Genomic DNA, 18,496 nt, shown 5'->3' on the forward strand with positions numbered 1-18,496 from the left:
GACACTGAATCGCCCTGGGTTTAGTGGAGGCTCAGCTCATTTGATTTCTACCAGTTCTTTGGCGCTGGTAACCCCAGCATAGAACTTTTCTTCATGCTCGAGCGGAGGCACGTCCCCGAGGTAGCCGTGGAGCCGCTGCGTGTTGTGCCAGTGCACCCATCCCAGTGTCGCGAGTTCGAGATCGTCAATCGTTTTCCACGGCCCCGACTTCGCTGGCCCGCGCACCAACTCAGCCTTGTAATACCCGTTCACCGTCTCAGCGAGGGCATTGTCATAGCTGTCACCAACAGTCCCAATCGAGGGCGTCGCCCCGATCTCCGCGAGGCGTTCACCGTAGCGAATAGACGTGAATTGACTGCCCGCATCGCTATGGCAGCGCAGCGCCGGGAGGTGCTTCCCGCGTGACCATCGTGCCATCTCGATCGCGTCGAGTACCGTCTCGGTCTTCATGCTCGACGCACACCGCCAGCCCACGATCGCACGGCTATATGCGTCAATGATGAAGCACACGTAGGCGACGCCCTGCCAGGTCGGCACGAACGTCAAATCGGTGACCCACAACTGGTTCGGCCCATCCGCCCTGAATACCCGGTTCACGAGATCAGGATGCCGCGGCATTCGCGGGTCAGGCTTCGTAGTTTTCACGCGCTTGTCCCGGCGCACGCCCTCAATCCCGAGGGCTTTCATGAGCCGGGCGACCTGATCACGGCCGATATTGATGCCCGCACGCTGCGCGGCTTTCCAGAGCTTCCGCACGCCATAGACGGAGTAGTTCGATTCCCAGAGCTCGAGCAGTCTGGGCGCGAGCTCTGCATCTCTAATTCGCCGAGCAGAGGCTGGTCTGCCATTCGCGGCATAATACGTCGACGGGGCCACCTGCAGCACGCTGCAGGTGCGCTCGACCCCGAGCCTTCGGCCGGCCACGATATCGTCCTTATTCGCGTTAATGAATCGCACTAGCTCCGGTGTTGGCGGTCGAGCTCCGCCCCGAAGAAAGACGCGGCACGTTTCAGGATTTCATTCGCGCGCTTGAGTTCACGCACCTCTTGTTCAAGCTCTCGCATACGTGTCTGCTCGTCGGTCGTCACCCCAGCTTTCACACCGTCATCGATGTCAGCTTGACGCACCCAGGAGCGCACTGACTCGACACCATAACCGAGCTGCTCAGCCACCCGCGACGTCGTTCCTTGGCTCGTGCCGAGCTCGGCGCGGAGCGTTCGCACCATCCGGACCGCTGCAGCCTTCTCCTCAGTGGAATAGCGGCGTCCCTTGTTCTTGTGTTGGACCATGGCTCCATTCTCGTTCCATAACTCTGGAGCCTCCAACAAACCCAGGGTGCTTCAGTCGCGACGGTACGCCGAAACTTGTGCGGAGTGACACCCTCGATTCCCGCCAGGTTCATGACGTGGCGCAACTGACGACGTACGTTGTTCGTCGTCAGCGGGGTGCCCTCGCGGGAGCAGAACAGCAACGCGTCGGGGTCAATTGTGTCGAGTTGCTTCAACCGCAGTTGCACAGCAGTCGCGGCGAACCCTGGAAGTTGAATCGTGCGTCGCGATCGCGCGGTCTTCGGGTGATCCTGTCGCGCCGTCGGTTCAGCTTTCGGGCTGACGATCGTTCCGGTGACCCGCAGGGACGGCACGCTCAGATCAATATCCTGTCGGCGGATTGCAAGCACCTCGCCGATGCGCGCGGACGTGCCGAGCATGACCTCGATGATTGCACCGAGTTGCCCGTCGGGCTTCGGCCCCGAGACGTCGCGTCCGGCTTCCCAATACGCAATCGCCGCACGGATTGCGGTGATCTCCTCGGTCGTGAACGCGTCAGGCATCCGTACGTCGCGATGCAACCGCGCAACATGATCGACCGGGTTGCGCAACAGTACCTCGTGTCGCACCGCCAGCGCGAGGGCGAGTCGCAGCACCACGCGCGCATGCTTCGCTTTCGAATACGAATCCTTGGCGAGCCGCTTCAAGAACTGGTCGCATCGGGCGACCCCGATCTCGCGCAACGTCAGATCCTTGAACGCGGGCAGCATAAGGGTGCGCATGTCTCGCTCATACAGTTGCCGAGTAGCTGTCGCCAGCCGATCCTCCAGCTCGAAGTCTTCGAGCCAGTACGCCACCAGGTCGGGGAACGGGCTGTCGGCCGTGAGTGACCCCGCACTCGGTGCAATCAGATTGCGGTCGACGCATTTGGCTTTGAGCGCATGGGTTGCAGCGGCCGCGGTGTCGCCGCTCGCCTGTACGAGCCGGGTAGCGCCGTCCCAGTCTCGGTAGCGGGCGCGGGCCTCGACGCGTCCGCTCGGGCGACGACGGGTCGTGACCTCACCGTAAGTGCCGATCGTCAAGCGTGGGCGACTCATCGTGTCATCCCTGAGGAGGGCGAGTCCGCACAGAAGGCGCCGGGTCGCGCTGCGCTTCGATCCACTCGGTCACGTCCGTGACGGCGAACTTGAGATGCTTGCCAAAGCGGTACGCACGCGGGCCGACACCGCGCGAGCGCCAGTCGTAGATCGTCGAGACGGGCACGCCGAGATATTTCGACAGCTCGCGGATATCGAGCAGTGGCGGTAGGTCGAGCGGAGGCAACGGAAGCGGGGTTGGGCTGGTCATAAAGACCAGGTGCACAATGCGCTCCCAAACAACCGGAACCACCCGCAGGCGACACTCGCGAACCGAACAAAATGCTGTTCAGAAGGCATTTCAGGAGGGGTTTTAGATGGGTATTAGATGGCCGGATCAAATATCACAACCTAAAAAGTCGCGGAAACCCTTGAGTTTCCGCGACTTTCTGGTCGGGCTGACAGGATTTGAACCTGCGACCCCCTGACCCCCAGTCAGGTGCGCTACCAAGCTGCGCCACAGCCCGTTGTACCCAAGATCTTGGCCCCCGCAGGGGAACCGCCATCATGGCAACCCCTCTATCTTACCCATACTCCGGGCCAACCAGTGACCACCGACGCGTTCTCGACGCACCCCGGGCGCGTCACCACTCCAGCCGTACTGGATACCAGGGGATTACGGCTAGGCAGGCTTCTAATGCCCCGCACAGCGCGCAACTGCGACAACATCCCAGCTACAAGACACCGCACACCGCCACGCCGCTCACTGCTATCACCCGCAACACCCAGCCCACCTCGCTGCTCCCCCGACTACGCTGGGAGCATGAGCGACCTTCGAGATGCCGGCGATGCGTGGGTCACTGCCAGTGACGGGGGGCGCTACTGGGGGCGTTTCGGCGCCGCAGGCCTGCTCGCCTTCGATCCGGCGCGCAACGCCATCCTCATGCAGCACCGTGTCACCTGGAGTGATCACGGCGACACCTGGGGCATCCCCGGCGGCGCCCGCCACGAGCACGAATCGGCCATCGCAGCTGGGATCCGTGAGGCGCAGGAGGAGGCCGGTGTTCCTGACAACGTGATGATCCCGCGTTTCACCCACGTGCTGGATCGCGGTGGCTGGACCTACACCACGCTCATCGCCGATGTCGCCGTTCCCTTCGAACCAGAGATCACCGACCCCGAGAGCCACGCCCTCGCTTGGGTTCCGCTCGACGAGGTGGAAGATCTTGAACTCCACCCCGCTTTCGCGACCAGCTGGAGACTGCTGCGCCCGCTACTCGGACACACCCCCACCATCGTGGTCGACTCAGCGAACGTGGTGGGCGCGGTGCCAGACGGTTGGTGGCGTGACCGGCGGGCGGCCGCGGTGCGGCTGCGGGATCGGATCGACGTGTTCGCTGCCGCGGGCAACAGCATCCGATCCGGCTTCTTCGACCTCCCCGAAACGGTAATTCCCGACCTCGCCGACGCGTTCCCTCAGTGGACGATGGTGGTGGAGGGTGCGGCGCGCGGAATTGGCGACGGCGCACACGTCCGCGTGATTGACGCCGAGGCACTGGGCGACGACGCAATTGTCGCCGAGGTCGAATCCCTCACTGCGGCGAGCGCGATCACCACGGTCGTCACGAGCGACGCCGCCCTCAAAGCACGCGTACTCGCGGCCGGCGCCGCTACGACCCGCGGCGCTAAGAAGTTACTTCGGGTGCTTCCGGAGCCCCCGGGCCCACTGAGCCAGCAGGACCAGCAGGGTGAACAGGCGCTGCAGGATCCGCAAGACCTCCCGCAGCTTCCTGAGCGGCTCGGCGACGCAGCGCAGCAGTAATTCCGGCGGCGATCAGCCCCTGCCCGAGCGTGTAGGTGAGCATCACCATCCCGCTCGTCCAGTCCGGCATCGATTCCGGCAGGAAGATCCGCAGCGACAGAATCGCGTCTGACACCAGGAACCACGCGCCACCCCACGCGATCACCGGGCCGCAGCGTGACGCCATCGCCGCAGTGCCCGCGAGCAGTAGCCCATAGATCATTACCGGGAACGTCAGTGCTCCGGTGTGCGGCATCAGGATCAAGATCAGCGCCACGTATGCGAGCACGTAGAGCGGCGCCCACACAGGGATCCGGCGCACCGCGATACCGCCCGCCCGCCACATCAGCAGCAGGTAACCCACGTGCGCGAGCCCGAAGCAGAGCAGCATCATCGGCAGCTCGTCCTCGAACATCGGGAAGAACACGGCTGCCCCGTCACCCAGCCAGGAGAACAGCACGGAGGCCACGAGCAGCGCGATCACACCGCGCGGCCACGGCCGGATCGACGCCGAGGCCCAGATCACCCCAAGCGCGAGTGCTGGCATGAGCATGAGCTTCGTTGGCCCGTCGAGCGGGTGGTCAAGAAATCGTGCAACGACGTGCACGATCGACACCGCAATGTAGGGAATGAACGGCACCAGTGCCCGGATCCGAGTGCTCACAGTGTGATCCTACTGCGCACCCGGGATCCACTGCCGGATCAGGTGTGCGACACCACAAAATTGTGGCGTGTCTCAGGCAGCTCGCTACAGAATTCCGGCAGATCAAATGCGGAATGGCGGCCGAATCATCGCTGTGCGGGAGCAGGCCAGACCGCACGCATCCACGACACCGACCACGGCTTGAGTCATGGTCGGTGTTGAGACACCGCTCGACCCGGCCCGCTAGCCTCTGGGAGGGATCGGTAAGGGAAGGACACTGGCGCACACGTCACGAGCCTCCGGCACCGACTGCGGGTGCGGCACCGGCACCGGCTGCAGCTGCGGCACCGGTACCGGCACCGGCTGCGGCTGCGGCTGCGGCTGCGGCTGCGGCACCGACTCTCGTGCCTACGCCGACACAGGCCCAGCGGGCACAGCGGGCACAGCAGGCACAGCGGGCACAGGCACTCATCCCCACACCCGCACCCACACAGGCAGGCAGGCAAGCAAGCAAGCAAGCAAGCAGGCAGGACTACCGCTCGACGAGGATTCCGTCTTCGTCGCACCACACGGTCGCCCCGGGCCGGAACACCGCGCCGCCGAACTCGACCTCCACGTCGACCTCACCAGCACCCGTCTTCGTGGACTTGGCCGGGTTCGACCCGAGTGCCTTCACCCCGAACGGAAGTGTGCCAATCGCGACGCGGTCACGGATCGCACCGTGCACGATGAGCCCACACCAGCCGTTATCCACAGCGAGGCCGGCGATCACGTCACCCACGAGCGCAGTGGCCAGCGATCCGGCACCGTCGATCACGAGCACTGCTCCGTCGCCCGGAGTCGAGAGCACCTGCTTGAGCAGGGCGTTGTCTTGGAAGCAGCGGACTGTGCGAACGACGCCAGTGAAGCCGCTCATCCCGCCGATGTCTTGGAACTGCAGCGGCACCGACTGCAGCTCGTCGCCGCGTTCGTCGTACAGGTCGGCCGTGCTGATCTGAGCCATTGTGCGTATCCTCCTTGGGTCTGGTGACCTTGTGGCCGCCGGACACGCACAACGCTACCGGGATCCTCTGACAAACGGGGGAGCTTCTCAGTGAACCCGACACCTTGCGTCACACGATCCACTAGTGTACAAAAGTACATGTACATAAGTACAGGTCTTGGGGAGGGACACATGGTCACGTCGGTAGATCCGCAGACCGCCTCCACGGTGCCCGGATCCAGCGCTCACACCGCGACCGCCACCCCGCGCCGCCGCGATCCGGAAGCACGCCGCCGCGAGATCCTCGCCGCGGCTGCCGAGCTCGCGGCCGAGCACGGTGTCGCGGCGCTCACCCACCGCGCCATCGCCGCGCGGGCCGGCGTGCCGCTCGGATCCACCACCCAGCACTTCGCATCGATCGACGAGCTCCGCGAGGCAGCCCTGCAGCAGCTCGCGGAGGAAATCGACGAGTCGCTCGCCACCATCGAGCCGTATGTGGCAGAGATTGCACACGATCCGACCCGCGTGATCGACGACGTCGTCACGTTCCTCCACGATCGCCGCACCGTACTCTCCGACATCGCCCTCATGACCAGCGGCACGACCGATCCTCGGCTCCGCGCGCTCGCGTTGCGGTGGAACGATCGCCTGATCGACATGCTCACCGGCCCGGTCGGCGCAGAGGCGGCGCTCGCGATCTCGGTCTATCTCGACGGCGCCACGATCCACGCCGGCCTCCATGATGAGCCGCTCAGCCGCGAACACCTCACACGGGTGCTCCTCGCACTGGCCCGGCTGCCGCAGGTACCGGATCTCCCGGATCTCCCGGAGTTACCGGAGCGAACCGGGGTGCGGGATCGACCCGATCTCACTGAGGTCTCTGGACAGCGACGAACTACGGACCGCACACCGTAGCCCAGGGCTCATCAGCCCCGTCGCTCCTCCAGCACCTCGCCGCTCCCGCACCTCGGCTCCAGCACCTCGGCTCACGGGAACTCGGCTCACGGGAACTCGCGCACACACTCAGACGTCCGCGGCCGCGCAGGCACCCTCCTCGGATCCCTTCACTCGTGCGAAAGCTCGACCAACTCGACTGAACTCGACAAGATCGCCAAGATCGCCAACCCGTTCGGCGCCTCACCCGGTTCCACGCTCATCGCCCCCCGGCACGGTCGCTCGTTTCGCCTCACCCAGCCGGAGGCTGCGGCACCCGGCCACCATCTCCAACACCACCCCACCACCGTCGAAAGGCAGGACCAATGTCCACCCCTCCCGCACCCCAGGCCCCCGCGCAGCTCCTCAGCCGCGGCCGCCGCTGGGCGGCAGTCGCAGTACTCACGGCAAGCCTGCTCGTGATCATCATGGACATGACGATCCTGAACATCGCGCTGCCCGAGATGGCCGCTGAGTTGCACCCCACCTCGGATCAGCAGCTCTGGATCATTGACGTGTACTCGCTCGTGCTCGCGGGGCTGCTCGTCTCCTTCGCGGCGATCGCTGATCGCTGGGGCCGCAAGCGGATGCTGCTGCTCGGCTACACCATCTTCGGCGGAGCGTCGCTGCTGATTCTGCTGGCGAACAGCGCAGAGGCCGTGATCGGGATCCGCGCGCTGCTCGGCATCGGCGGCGCGATGATCATGCCGATCACTCTCTCGCTGATCCGAGTCATCTTCACCGATCCGAAGGAGCGCGCCACTGCCCTGAGTATCTGGGCTGCGGTGTCGAGCCTGGGCGCCGCCGTCGGGCCGCTGATCGGCGGGGTCCTGCTCGAGCACTTCTCGTGGCACGCAGCATTCCTCATCAACGTGCCACTCATGGTGATCGGTGTCGTCGCTGGCGCCCTGATCCTGCCAGAGTCGCGCGTGAAGAACGTGGGACGCTGGGACGCGTTCGCCGCGCTGCTCTCCCTCGTGGGGATGACGCTGCTCGTGTGGGCCATCAAGACGTTCGGCAAGGAAGCGAGCTTCCTGGTGCCGGAGGCGCTCATCGCGTTCTTCGCCGGTGCCGCGCTGCTCACCTGGTTCGTACTGCGCTGCATGCGCAGCACCTCACCGCTGCTGGAACTCAAGCTGTTCCGCAACCGCGCGTTCTCCGCGGGTGTGCTGGCAGCGCTCGGCTCGACCTTCGCTATGGTGGCCGCACTGCTGCTCGTGGCGCAGTGGATGCAGCTCGTCGACGGTGCGTCACCCGTTGAAGCGGGGATCCGGCTGTTCCCGATCGCGATCGCTGGTGCCATCGCCTCGCTCGCCGCTCCCCCGCTGGCCCGGGTCATCGGTGCACGCGCGGTGCTCGCTGGCGGGATCGCGGCGGCGGCAATCGGCATGCTGCTCGTGGGCATCCAGCCGGGCACACTGACCAACCTGACCGTGATCATCGCACTCGCCCTCGTGGGCCTCGGCAGCGGCTCGCTCGCGATCGGCTCCGCCATGATCATGCACGGCTCACCGGAGGAGAAGGCTGGCAGCGCTGGCGCGATCGAGGAGACCTCCTACGAGCTGGGCGCGGTGCTCGGCGTCGCAATCCTCGGCAGCGTTGCAGCGCTACTGTACCGTGCAGAGCTCATCGGCTCGCAGGTGCTCACCGGCATCGATCCAAAGCTCGCGGGGCAGGCCAGTGAATCGCTCGGCGCCGCGGTGTCGATCGCGGACGAGCTGCAGGTACCGGCCCTGGCCACCGAAGCCGGCGTCGCGTTCACACACGCGCTGCAGTGGACGGGGATCACGGGCGGCATCGTGATGTTCGTGGTCGCAGCAGCGGTGTTCTTCCTCACCCCCAGGGGCACCGACGTGTCCAAGGCAACGCACTAGCGCGTGGGGCGATGCGGGCCGGTGTTGGATCCTCTGATTCAACGTCGGCCCGCGTTGTTTTCGACCTCGCTCCCGCTAGTCGAGCCTCTTCCGCAATTCCGCCGCACCCTCACCGTCGAGCCGCTCGCAGGCAGACGGGCGGCCCGCCATCGCGAGCACGAGATCCAGCAGCGGGCCGCGCACCACGGGCCCGGTACCGGTGCTGAATCGGGACGCAGGATCGCTCGGATCGGCGCCGTCGCTCGCCTCGAGCCGCAGCCCGCGCACCTGGCTCTTGCTGTTCACGGCGAAGTCTTTCGCGGCGTAGAACTCAGCCACTTCGCGCACCGCTGCCGGATCCGGCACCAGTTCGATCCCGAGCGCCCGCGCGATGTCCTGCCCGTGCACGATCACCTCGCCGAGCCAGGCGGCGTAGTCCTTCGTTGGTGCCACAGTCAACGTGAGAGATGCACGCAGCTGATCCAGCGTCTCAACGGGTGTCTCCCCCAGCCGTTCAGCGAGCCTGCGCGCGTTGTGACGCCCCGGGTCAAACCCGGCCAACACGATGCTCCGCACCCAAGCCGCTGTGCCCGTGTGAGCCGCTGCGGTGAGGTGTGCAGTGACCTGCTCCACGTTCCACTCCGCGCAGAGCGATCTCGCAGCCCACTGCTCCGGGGTGAGCCGCTCAAGCATAGCGACCACTCGCGCACGCTCGGCGTGGATCAGCTCCCAGTACGCGGCTGGTGTGAGAGTCACGAGGTGCCTCCAGGTGAGTGGTCGATGTGCTGTGGGAGAGCCTACGCGATCCCCTTCGCTACACCCGTGAGCCCCCGGTATCTCAGCGCACGGTACTCGAGTATCACCCGCTCGATACCGGGGGTGGACGCGCCACACCCCGGTGCCGCCGTAGCTTTGAAGTATCAGGACGGGGACGAACCCCAGACCCGCCGATCTCTCGAAAGGAGAGCACCATGAACACCACCGCGAGCCTCCCCGAAGTCACTCCCACGCAGAGCGATCAGGGCACCACCGCTTACCCGGACCCCAGCTTCGCACACCCCGCCTACGGCGACTCCGGCTATGCGACCCAGGCGCCGTACACGGTACCAGCAGCTCCTGCCGGTGCCGCAGGTGGCTCCGGAGCCACAGGTGCCGTCGGCCCCGCAGGCACCGCCTCCGCGGCTGGCAAGTCCAGCCCAGAGACCGTGCGTATCTTCGCAATCGTCAGCTTCGTGCTCGGCATCGCTTCGATCGTGAGCGGCTGGACATTCCTCGCTCCGATCGCGGGCCTCGTCTTCGGCATCATCGCACTGCGTCGCCACACCACCGAGCGCACCCTGGCGCTGTGGGGCGTGTGGCTGAACGGCATCATGCTCGCCTTCACCGCGATCGGCATGCTCATCGGTGTCACGATCCTGGGCGCAGGGCTCCTCGCGATCCCCTTCACCGGGTTCTAAGCCGGCACCGGATCCAGATCCGAGGCATCCGTACCCGCCGCGTCCACATCGCGCGGCGGGTACACCCATGTCACCATGACCACGGAGATGATCATGAGCAGGAACCACGCCACAAGCTTCTGCGGCGAGACCAGCTCCCACCCGCCCGTCTGATGCGGGTACAGCCACGCGCCGGCCCAGGTCCCGATGTTCTCCGCGAACCAGATGAACACCGCGACGCCGACGAACACGAGCAGCACCGGAACACGCAGCGTCACGCGCCACACGCGGAAGTGCATGATCGTGCGCCCCCACAGCAGCAGCACGACGACAATCAGCGCCCAGCGCAGATCCACGATGAAGTGGTGCGCGAAGAAGTTTGCGTAGATCGCGGCAGCCACGATGGTGGTTGCCCAGATCGCCGGATAGCGGGTGAAGCGGAGATGGTGCAGCCGGTACACGCGCACCATGTACGAGCCCACCGCGGCGTACATGAACCCGCTAAACAGGGGAACCGCACCAATGTGCAGGAAGCCCTCCGCCTCATACGACCAGGAACCCACGTCGGTCTTGAACACTTCCATCGCGGTGCCAGCGATGTGGAACAGCAGAATCACCCACAACTCTCGACCGCTTTCGAGCTTGAACGCGAGCATACCGATCTGGATCAGGATCGCGGCAATGGTGAGGGCGTCATTGCGCGCCAGGATCGCGTCGTCCGGGTACCACAGCCGCGCGGCGACGATCGCGACCAGCAGCAACGCGCCGAAGATGCATGCCCACGCTTGTTTCAGCACGAACACGGCGCACTCCACGAGCACGGACCGCACACCCCTGGCCGGCGCGTTGGCGAGCACGCGATGCGCCGCCCGGTCGATTGCCCGCTCGAGCGGGGTCAGGGTGCTCGCGGCGCTGTCGTTCGCTGCGCCAGGTGAATCCATCCACTTACCCTACGACAGCCTTGCTGGGGCTGCGCCCGGGCCTCGGCGACGAGAGAAGGGGTGTTTCACGAGGGAAGGGGGAAAACACGGGAATTTGGCCGTGCTCTCGTGAAACACCCATGCTCTCGTGGCTGCGGGATCGGGGGCCAGGATCGTGGCTGCGGGATCGGGGGCCAGGATCGGGGGTGCAGGATCCGGGGGCAGGCGATGCGCCCAGCCCCAACGTCCCAGCCCCGGCAACACCCCGCGAGCGGCCCCGGAAACGCCACAGGCCCCGGCCACCCACATGGGTGCCCGGGGCCTGGAACCAGGACCGGCTACGCGCGGACGCGCTTCTCGCGAATGCGCATGTTGATCACGATGGGCGTGCCCTCGAAGTTGTAGCGCTCGCGCAGGCGGCGCTGGATGAAGCGGCGGTAGCCGGGATCCAGGAAGCCCGAGGTGAACAGCACGAATGTCGGCGGGCGGTTCTGCACCTGCGTGCCGAACAGGATCTTCGGCTGCTTGCCTCCGCGCAGCGGGTGCGGGTGCTCCTGCACGAGCTCAGCGACGAACGCGTTGAACTTCGCCGTCGGGATACGCGTATCCCACGACTCGAGCGCGCGCTCCAGCGCAGGAACAAGCTTCTCGAGGTGGCGGCCAGTGCGCGCCGAGATGTTGACGCGGGGCGCCCAGTCAACGTGCGCGAGATCCTGTTCGATCTCCCGCTCGAGGTAGCGGCGGCGATCGTCGTCGAGCAGATCCCACTTGTTGAACGCAAGCACGAGCGCGCGGCCCGACTCGAGCACGAGGTCGATGATGCGCAGATCCTGGTCGCTGATCTCCTGCGTCACGTCGATGAGCACGACGGCAACCTCAGCCTTTTCCAGCGCGGCTGCGGTGCGCAGCGATGCGTAGAAGTCAGCGCCCTTCTGCAGGTGCACGCGGCGGCGAATACCGGCGGTGTCCACGAAGGTCCAGACACGGCCTGCGATCTCTACCTGCTCATCCACCGGATCGCGCGTGGTGCCTGCGAGATCGGAGACGACGGCGCGCTCCTCGCCAGCAGCCTTGTTCAGGAGGCTCGACTTGCCCACGTTCGGGCGTCCGAGCAGCGCAACGCGGCGCGGGCCGGTGAGCTTCGGCATCGCGACCGCAGACTCCTCCGGGAGTCCGGCGATCACCTTGTCGAGCAGGTCAGCAACGCCGCGGCCGTGCAGCGCGGAAACCGCGTGCGGCTCGCCAAGACCCAGCGACCAGAGCTGTGCGGCCTCTGGCTCGAGCACCACGTCATCGACCTTGTTGGCAACGAGGAATACGGGCTTGTCGGTGCGGCGCAGCAACTGCACTACGTGCTCATCCGTGGCGGTCGGGCCCACGCGAGAGTCGACGACGAACAGCACGGCATCGCAGAGTTCAATGGCCACCTCAGCCTGCAGCGCAACAGACGCGTCGAGGCCGCGAGCATCGGGTTCCCAGCCGCCCGTGTCGACGAGCGAGAATCGCGTCCCGTTCCACTCCGCCGGGTAGGTCACGCGGTCGCGCGTCACCCCGGGGGTGTCTTCGACGACTGCCTCGCGGCGGCCGAGGATGCGGTTCACCAACGCGGACTTGCCGACGTTCGGGCGTCCCACGATGGCGACGACCGGCAGCGCTTCGGCAGCCGGCTCGGCGAAGCCGAGGAACTCGCCGTCCTCGTTCATGATGACGAGGTCTTCGTCTTCGAGGTCGAAGCCATCGAGGTTCGAGCGCATCGCCCGGAGGCGCTCCTCGTCGGTCACCCCGTCAGTGTCGAGTTCCGGGGTGAACCCCTCGCCCACAATGATCTCGGTGGCGTCGATCGCGGACGCGTCGAACACCTCAGTTTCGTTCGCGTCGGCGCCTGCGGCGCCCTTCGGTTCCGTGCTCATAGTTCGCTCTTCTCTTCTGCAGCGCCCTGCGCCGCTCGTACGATATCGACCACAGCCTGTACAGACTGTTCGAAGTTCAGGTTGCTCGTGTCTACGAGCGTGACCCCCGGTGCGGGGTTCATGAAGTCCACCACGAGGGCGTCCTTCGCGTCGCGCGCTTGCAGATCGGCGAGCACGTGTTCGGGCGTGAGGCCGGGCAGTTCTCCCGCTCGTCTGGCAGCCCGCACCTCGGGCGTCGCGGTGAGTAGGATCCGCACGGGAGCATCGGGAGCAACCACGGTCGTGATGTCGCGGCCCTCGATGACGACTCCGGGCAGCCCCGAGTTTGCGACCGCGTTTCGGAACATCCGGTTTAGGCGTTCCCGCACCACGGGGAGCTTCGACACGCGGCTCACCTGGCCGCTGATCGCGTTGTCGCGGATCTCAGCCGTGATGTCGGTCGGCGCGGTGAGCTGCGGCACGGCAGCGCTGAGGCCACCAGTGACGGACACTGTGACGTGCTGTGCGCCGCGCATCGTGATTCGGTATGTCCACGCGTCGAGCAGCGTCTCCATCGCAGCAGTGTCATCGAGATCGAGCCCGATCCGGCGGGCCGTCCAGGCGAGGGCGCGGTACGCAGCTCCCGTGTCCAGGATTCCGAACTCCAGGCGCTCCGCTGCGGCACGCGAGACGCTGGACTTGCCGCTCCCGGCGGGGCCGTCGATCGCAACGAGAATGGGCTCGGGTGCGGCACTCCTGGGGGTCCCCCCGATTTCAGCGTCAATCACAGCGTCCTCCATCCACGTTCGACCAGATCAGTGATCGCCCGCTCCGCCACCTCTGGCAGGACTGCGATTTCCGCAAAACCAATCTGCGCGCCCGGCGAGTGCTCTAGGCGCAAGTCTTCCATGTTAATGCCCAGTTCTCCGAGTTCGGTGAGCAGGAGTCCCAGCTGGCCCGGCGTATCGTCGATCAGCACCGTAATCGTGGTGAATCGCTCGGACGATCCGTGCTTGCCGGGGATCCGACCAACGCCACGATTCCCGGCCGCGAGGAGATCAGCAATCCGCCGTTTCGCCCCGGTTTGCGCGGGATCGCGCAGAGCATCGGCGAACGCTGCGATATCCGCTCCGAAGGCGTCGAGGAGTTCTACCACCGGCTCCCGGTTTGCACCGAGAATCTGCATCCAGAGTTCGGGGTCGCTCGCCGCGATCCGTGTCGTGTCGCGTAAGCCGCCACCGGCGAGGCCGATCGCCTGTTCTGTGGCGGGCACGAGGCGGGCTGCGAGCAGACTCGACACCACCTGCGGCAGGTGCGAGACCAGTCCGACGGAACGGTCGTGCTCCTCCGGGGTCATCTCGATCAGCACGCCGCCCAGGTCGAGTGCGACCCCCTCAACGAGGGTGAGAGCTTCGGCGGGGGTCGCTTCGTCGCGGCAGATCACCCAGGGGCGCGCCACGAAGAGGTCGGCGCGCGCCATGATCGCGCCACCGCGCTCGCGTCCGGCCATGGGGTGCGAACCGACATAGTTTGTGAGGTCGACACCGCGCCTGGTGAGCTCGAGGAGCGGTGCGAGTTTCACGCTCGTCACGTCGGTCACTACTGCGCTCGGGAAGCTCGTGAGGGCGCGCTCGACCGCGTCTGCAGCGACGTCGGGCGGGGTCGCCACGATCACAATCGCGGGTGCTGGATCAGCCGCGGTGCGCACTCGGCCGGCTCCGTAGTCGGCAGCCAGCGCCACTGTGGTGGGTGAGAGATCTTCGAGGGTGACGTCGATGCCGCGCTCACGCAAGCCGAGACCGACACTGGCGCCGAGCAGGCCAGCGCCGATCACGTGGACGGGGCCACGGGTGCGCGCTGCTCGGGCCCCGTCCCCCTTCGGTGCCGCGCTCATCGCTGCCCGCGGCGCTGCTGGCCGCCTCCGAAGTTCCCGCCGCCACGCCTGTCATCACGAGGACCACCGCTGTCCCGCGTGCCGCCACCGGAGTTGCCGCCGCGAGGGCCGCCGCCAGACGTGCTGCCTCCCGCGCGCCCACCGCCGTTGCGTCCAGCTCCGCCAGCGCCTCCGGCTCGGCCAGCGCCACCAGCCCCACCGGATCCGCCAGAGCCTCCGGCTCCGCGTGCCTCGCCGCTCCCACCACGGGTCTCGCCGCCTGAGCCGCGACGTCCGTGCGGATTGCCCTTGGCTGCGATCCCGCGCATGCCCTGCGCGCCCTTGCCATCGCCTGGCCGCCCCGAGGTCACCGGCCGGCGCGAGCCACGCTTGCCACCAGACGTATCGTTCGCGTCGTCTACCGAAGTGGCCGAGAGGAGCGCCCCGCGCTCAGCGGGAGCCAGCTCACGCATCTCGCCCACGCGCAGGGTGCCGAGGTGCAGCGGACCGAACTGACGGCGCACGAGCTCAACGACGGGGTGCCCCACCTCGGCGAGCATCCGGCGCACGATCCGGTTGCGACCGGAGTGCAGCGTGAGCTCAACGAGCGAGTGCGCGCTCCCTGATCCGTCTGGCAGCAGCTTCGCCCTGTCGGCGTGGATCGGGCCGTCCGAGAGTTCGACGCCGTCTTTCAGGCGCTGGATCACCGCGGGGGTGACGCGGCCGCGCACCTTCGCGATGTAGGTTTTCTGCACTCCGAAACTGGGGTGCGCGAGGCGGTGCGCGAGCTCGCCGTCGTTGGTGAGGATCAGCAGCCCGCTCGTGTCCGTGTCAAGCCGACCGACGTTGTAGAGCCGATCTTCCACCTGCTCGGTGAACTCTCGCAGATCGGGACGGCCGTTCTCGTCACTCATCGTGGAGACCACGCCGCGCGGCTTGTTGAGCACGAAGTAGCGTTTCGTGGCGTCGAGCTGCACAACGACGCCATCGACGCGCACCTCATCCGTGGTCGGATCGATGCGGGATCCGAGCTCGCGCTCGGTCTCACCGTTGACCGTGACCCGCCCACTCGTAATCAGCGTCTCACAGGCGCGGCGGGAAGCGATTCCGGCGTGCGCCAGAGCCTTCTGAAGCCGAATCCGGCCGTCGTCCTCGTGCGCTGCTGGCTGGTCGCCGCCGCGTTCGTCGTCCTCGTCGTCCGTGTAGGCGGGGCGATCCGCTGGCCAGCCGAACTCGGCCAGGTCGATCTCGACCTCCTTGCCGTCGACGGAGAACGTCCCGCCGAGGCCCGATTCAGAGCGACTCATGTGCAAACCCTTCTGATGGATCGTCCAGCAAGGGAGCGATCGGTGGCAGCTCGGAAATGTCCCCGATACCGAGGTGTCCAAGCAGTGCGTCTGAGGTGCCGTACAGCGTGGCGGTCGTCTCCGGGTCGTGGCCGACCTCGGTGATCAGTCCGCGCGCGAGCAGCGTGCGGACCACGGAGTCAACGTTGACGGCACGGATGGAGGCGATCGCACCGCGCGCAATCGGCTGGCGGTAGGCGATCACGGCGAGTGTCTCAAGTGCGGCCTGCGAGAGCCGCGCCGGGCTCTGCTGGTGCACGAAATCTGCGATCAGTGGGTCCAGGCTCTCACGGACGTAGAACCGGTACCCACCAGCGACCTCGCGCAGCTCAAAGCCGCGGGCTGCGCCTGCACCAGAACCTGCGCCGGATCCGGATCCCGATCCCGATCCGGATCCCGATCCGGCGCTCGATCCGCCGCTGGAATCTGCGTCTGCGCCCACACCATCAAACTCTGCGGCGAGCGCCACAAGTGCCGCCCGAACCTCGCGCACCGGGCGATCAGTGGCGGTTGCGAGGGCCACTGCGCTCAGCGGCTCGTCTGCAACGATGAGCAGTGCCTCGAGCTGCTGCGTGAGCGTGTGCGCCGCGCGGACGGCGGCGAGATCGTCGCTCACGCTCCCCTGCGTTTCCTGGGGAGTCTCCGACCGCTGCTCCGACGAGCTGGACGGAGCATGCTCGGACCCATCGATGTGGTCGCCGCCGTCATCGTGGTCGCGGCTGTCATCGCGGTCGGGTGCGCTCGCTTGATCAGTCATAGTCATTCCCCAGTGTTGCGAGTTCATCGTCGGACCAGCTCTCGCCCGTCCACTGCACGAGCAACTCGCCGAGCGGCTCTGCCTGCTCGAAGGTGACTGCAGCGCGACGGTAGAGCTCAAGGATTGCGAGGAAGCGGGCGACGACCACACCGGGTTCTGTCACCCCCGCAATGAGTTCGCGGAAGCTCCGTGCGCCGCCCGAGCGAAGGGAAGAGACGATTATCGCCGCCTGCTCCCGGATCGAGACCAGCGGAGCGTGGAGGTGATCGAGGCCGATAGTCGGGATCTCGCGCGGGGCGCAGGCGAGAGCGGCGATCGCCGTGAAGTCGGCGAGCGAGAGCGTCCACACGAGTTCTGGCGTGCGCTCGCGGTACTTCGCATCGAGCGGCACGAGCCGCGGATGGCGCGATTCCTCAGCTGCCAGCTGAGTGCGGAACCAGGCGCTCGCCTGTTTGAACGCGCGGTACTGCAGCAGCCGCGCGAACAGGAGGTCGCGCGCCTCGAGCAGCGCGATGTCTTCAGCGTCAACCGCTTCACCCTGCGGCAGGAGGCTCGCGATCTTGAGATCGAGCAGCGTGGCGGCAACGACGAGGAATTCGGAGGCGCGATCGAGTTCAGCGATTCCCTGCCCCTCGAAGGTCGCAAGGTAGGAGATGAACTCGTCAGTGACGAGGCTCAGTGAGACCTCAGTGATATCGAGTTCGTGCTTTCCGACGAGGTTGAGCAGCAGGTCGAACGGCCCGTCGAACACTTCAAGCGAGACGCGGAACTCATCGCCTGCGGTGGATTGTGGCGCGCTCGTGTCTCCGGACGCATCGCGCACGCCCGGCTCCTGGTTCGTGTCGAGCGCTGCCATGTCCGGAATTAGGCGACCGCGCCCCGCTGCACGAGCTCTCGCGCCAGCTTCAGATACGCCTCGGAGGCCGCATTGGCCGGCGCGTAGTCGAGCACCGACTTCGCGGCGATCTGCGCGTCGGGCAGCTTCACGGTGCGACCGATCACGGTGTCGAAGACCTTGTCACCGAAGGTGTCGACGACCCGCTCCAGTACCTCGCGGGCGTGCAGCGTGCGCGGGTCGTACATCGTCGCGAGGATGCCGTCGAGTTCGAGCGCCGGGTTCAGGCGATCCTTCACCTTCTCGACCGTCTCGACAAGCAGAGCGACTCCGCGGAGGGCGAAGTATTCACAGGCCAGCGGGATCAGCACGCCGTGGCTCGCGGTCAGCGCGTTGACGGTGAGGAGGCCGAGGGAGGGCTGGCAATCGACAAGGATCACGTCGTAATCGTCCACGACCTTGCGCAGCACGCCGCCGAGGATCTGCTCGCGAGCGACCTCGGAGACGAGATGAACCTCGGCTGCCGAGAGGTCGATGTTCGCGGGGATCACGTCGAGACCGGGAGTGCCCGTGTGCTGGATCGCCTCGTGCGGATCCTTCACTTTGCCGAGCATCAGGTCGTAGATCGTGACCACGTCGTGCGCTGGCACGCCGAGGCCTGCCGACAGGGCTCCCTGCGGGTCAAAGTCGACGGCGAGGACGCGCCGTCCGTACCTGGCGAGTGCTGCAGCCAGATTGATGGTGCTCGTGGTCTTTCCGACCCCGCCCTTTTGGTTGCACATCGCAATGATTCGCGCCGGTCCGTGACGCTCCAGCTTTGCGGGCGCAGGGATGATGCGCTCTGGCCGACCGGTCGGTCCCAGATCGACCTGTTTCTTCGCCAT

15 protein-coding genes, 1 tRNA gene and 3 pseudogenes are annotated in these 18,496 nt (G+C 66.4%); 4 read left to right on the forward strand and 15 right to left on the reverse strand.

Features of this window, described 5'->3' with window-relative positions:
* Positions 1–36 precede the first annotated feature (36 nt).
* The 4 genes and pseudogenes from K1X41_RS05630 to K1X41_RS05645 form a co-directional block, all read right to left on the reverse strand.
* Positions 37–1,289 (reverse strand): IS3 family transposase gene (locus tag K1X41_RS05630; protein ID WP_258566719.1). Its coding sequence is split into 2 segments (ribosomal slippage): positions 37–998 and positions 998–1,289, totalling 1,254 coding nucleotides; the frame shifts between segments, so codons are not numbered across the junction.
* A gap of 110 nt (positions 1,290–1,399) precedes the next feature.
* Positions 1,400–2,365, reverse strand: a pseudogene (locus tag K1X41_RS15925) (tyrosine-type recombinase/integrase); the annotation flags it as partial.
* Between the two features lie 4 nt (positions 2,366–2,369).
* Positions 2,370–2,615, reverse strand: a complete 246-nt coding sequence (locus K1X41_RS05640; RefSeq protein ID WP_220175529.1) for a helix-turn-helix domain-containing protein — start codon at positions 2,613–2,615, stop codon at positions 2,370–2,372.
* Between the two features lie 179 nt (positions 2,616–2,794).
* Positions 2,795–2,871: transfer RNA gene (locus K1X41_RS05645), tRNA-Pro, on the reverse strand.
* Positions 2,872–3,167: 296 nt separating this feature from the next.
* Here K1X41_RS05645 and K1X41_RS05650 point away from each other — a divergent pair.
* Positions 3,168–4,166, forward strand: a complete 999-nt coding sequence (locus K1X41_RS05650; RefSeq protein WP_220175530.1) for an NUDIX domain-containing protein — start codon at positions 3,168–3,170, stop codon at positions 4,164–4,166.
* 58 nt (positions 4,167–4,224) lie between these two features.
* Here K1X41_RS05650 and K1X41_RS15415 read toward each other — a convergent pair.
* A pseudogene (locus K1X41_RS15415) lies at positions 4,225–4,698 on the reverse strand (lysoplasmalogenase family protein); the annotation flags it as partial.
* 622 nt (positions 4,699–5,320) lie between these two features.
* A complete protein-coding gene (gene rraA, locus K1X41_RS05655; RefSeq protein WP_133615788.1) occupies positions 5,321–5,791 on the reverse strand; it encodes a ribonuclease E activity regulator RraA in 471 nt (156 codons plus the stop codon).
* A 171-nt stretch (positions 5,792–5,962) separates the two neighbouring features.
* On the opposite strand from rraA, the gene K1X41_RS05660 reads away from it, so the two are divergent.
* A complete protein-coding gene (locus K1X41_RS05660; protein ID WP_220175531.1) occupies positions 5,963–6,685 on the forward strand; it encodes a TetR/AcrR family transcriptional regulator in 723 nt (240 codons plus the stop codon).
* A gap of 344 nt (positions 6,686–7,029) precedes the next feature.
* The gene (locus K1X41_RS05665; RefSeq protein WP_133615785.1) at positions 7,030–8,577 is read left to right on the forward strand and encodes an MFS transporter; all 1,548 of its coding nucleotides are present in this window, start codon (positions 7,030–7,032) and stop codon (positions 8,575–8,577) included.
* 75 nt (positions 8,578–8,652) lie between these two features.
* Here the strand turns inward: K1X41_RS05665 and K1X41_RS05670 are convergent, their stop codons facing one another.
* Positions 8,653–9,312: a maleylpyruvate isomerase family mycothiol-dependent enzyme gene (locus tag K1X41_RS05670; protein WP_220175532.1), complete on the reverse strand. Its 660-nt coding sequence runs from the start codon at positions 9,310–9,312 to the stop codon at positions 8,653–8,655.
* A 215-nt stretch (positions 9,313–9,527) separates the two neighbouring features.
* Between K1X41_RS05670 and K1X41_RS15420 the strand changes: the two genes are divergently transcribed.
* Positions 9,528–10,013 carry a DUF4190 domain-containing protein gene (locus tag K1X41_RS15420; protein ID WP_258566667.1) on the forward strand — a complete coding sequence of 162 codons (486 nt, stop codon included), beginning with the start codon at positions 9,528–9,530 and terminating at the stop codon, positions 10,011–10,013.
* On the opposite strand, the gene K1X41_RS05680 is transcribed toward K1X41_RS15420, so the two are convergent.
* The 8 genes and pseudogenes from K1X41_RS05680 to K1X41_RS05715 form a co-directional block, all read right to left on the reverse strand.
* On the reverse strand, positions 10,010–10,933 hold the full coding sequence (locus K1X41_RS05680) for a DUF817 domain-containing protein (protein WP_220175533.1): 924 nt from the start codon (positions 10,931–10,933) through the stop codon (positions 10,010–10,012). The two genes, K1X41_RS15420 and K1X41_RS05680, sit on opposite strands and share 4 nt — an antisense overlap.
* Positions 10,934–11,250: 317 nt before the next feature.
* Complete coding sequence (gene der, locus K1X41_RS05685) at positions 11,251–12,822, reverse strand: ribosome biogenesis GTPase Der (protein ID WP_132204153.1); 1,572 nt, start codon at positions 12,820–12,822, stop codon at positions 11,251–11,253.
* The gene (cmk, locus tag K1X41_RS05690) at positions 12,819–13,601 is read right to left on the reverse strand and encodes a (d)CMP kinase (RefSeq protein ID WP_220175534.1); all 783 of its coding nucleotides are present in this window, start codon (positions 13,599–13,601) and stop codon (positions 12,819–12,821) included. Before cmk ends, der begins: the two co-directional genes overlap by 4 nt.
* Positions 13,586–14,695, reverse strand: a complete 1,110-nt coding sequence (locus K1X41_RS05695) for a prephenate dehydrogenase (RefSeq protein WP_220175535.1) — start codon at positions 14,693–14,695, stop codon at positions 13,586–13,588. Before K1X41_RS05695 ends, cmk begins: the two co-directional genes overlap by 16 nt.
* Positions 14,696–15,105: 410 nt before the next feature.
* Positions 15,106–15,813, reverse strand: a pseudogene (locus K1X41_RS05700) (pseudouridine synthase); the annotation flags it as partial.
* 154 nt (positions 15,814–15,967) lie between these two features.
* Positions 15,968–16,777: an SMC-Scp complex subunit ScpB gene (scpB, locus tag K1X41_RS05705; protein ID WP_220175536.1), complete on the reverse strand. Its 810-nt coding sequence runs from the start codon at positions 16,775–16,777 to the stop codon at positions 15,968–15,970.
* On the reverse strand, positions 16,770–17,633 hold the full coding sequence (locus tag K1X41_RS05710; protein ID WP_220175537.1) for a segregation and condensation protein A: 864 nt from the start codon (positions 17,631–17,633) through the stop codon (positions 16,770–16,772). Before K1X41_RS05710 ends, scpB begins: the two co-directional genes overlap by 8 nt.
* Before the next feature lie 8 nt (positions 17,634–17,641).
* A complete protein-coding gene (locus K1X41_RS05715) occupies positions 17,642–18,496 on the reverse strand; it encodes a ParA family protein (protein WP_132204143.1) in 855 nt (284 codons plus the stop codon).

This window comes from Leucobacter luti (assembly GCF_019464495.1).
GTDB lineage: Bacteria > Actinomycetota > Actinomycetes > Actinomycetales > Microbacteriaceae > Leucobacter > Leucobacter luti_A.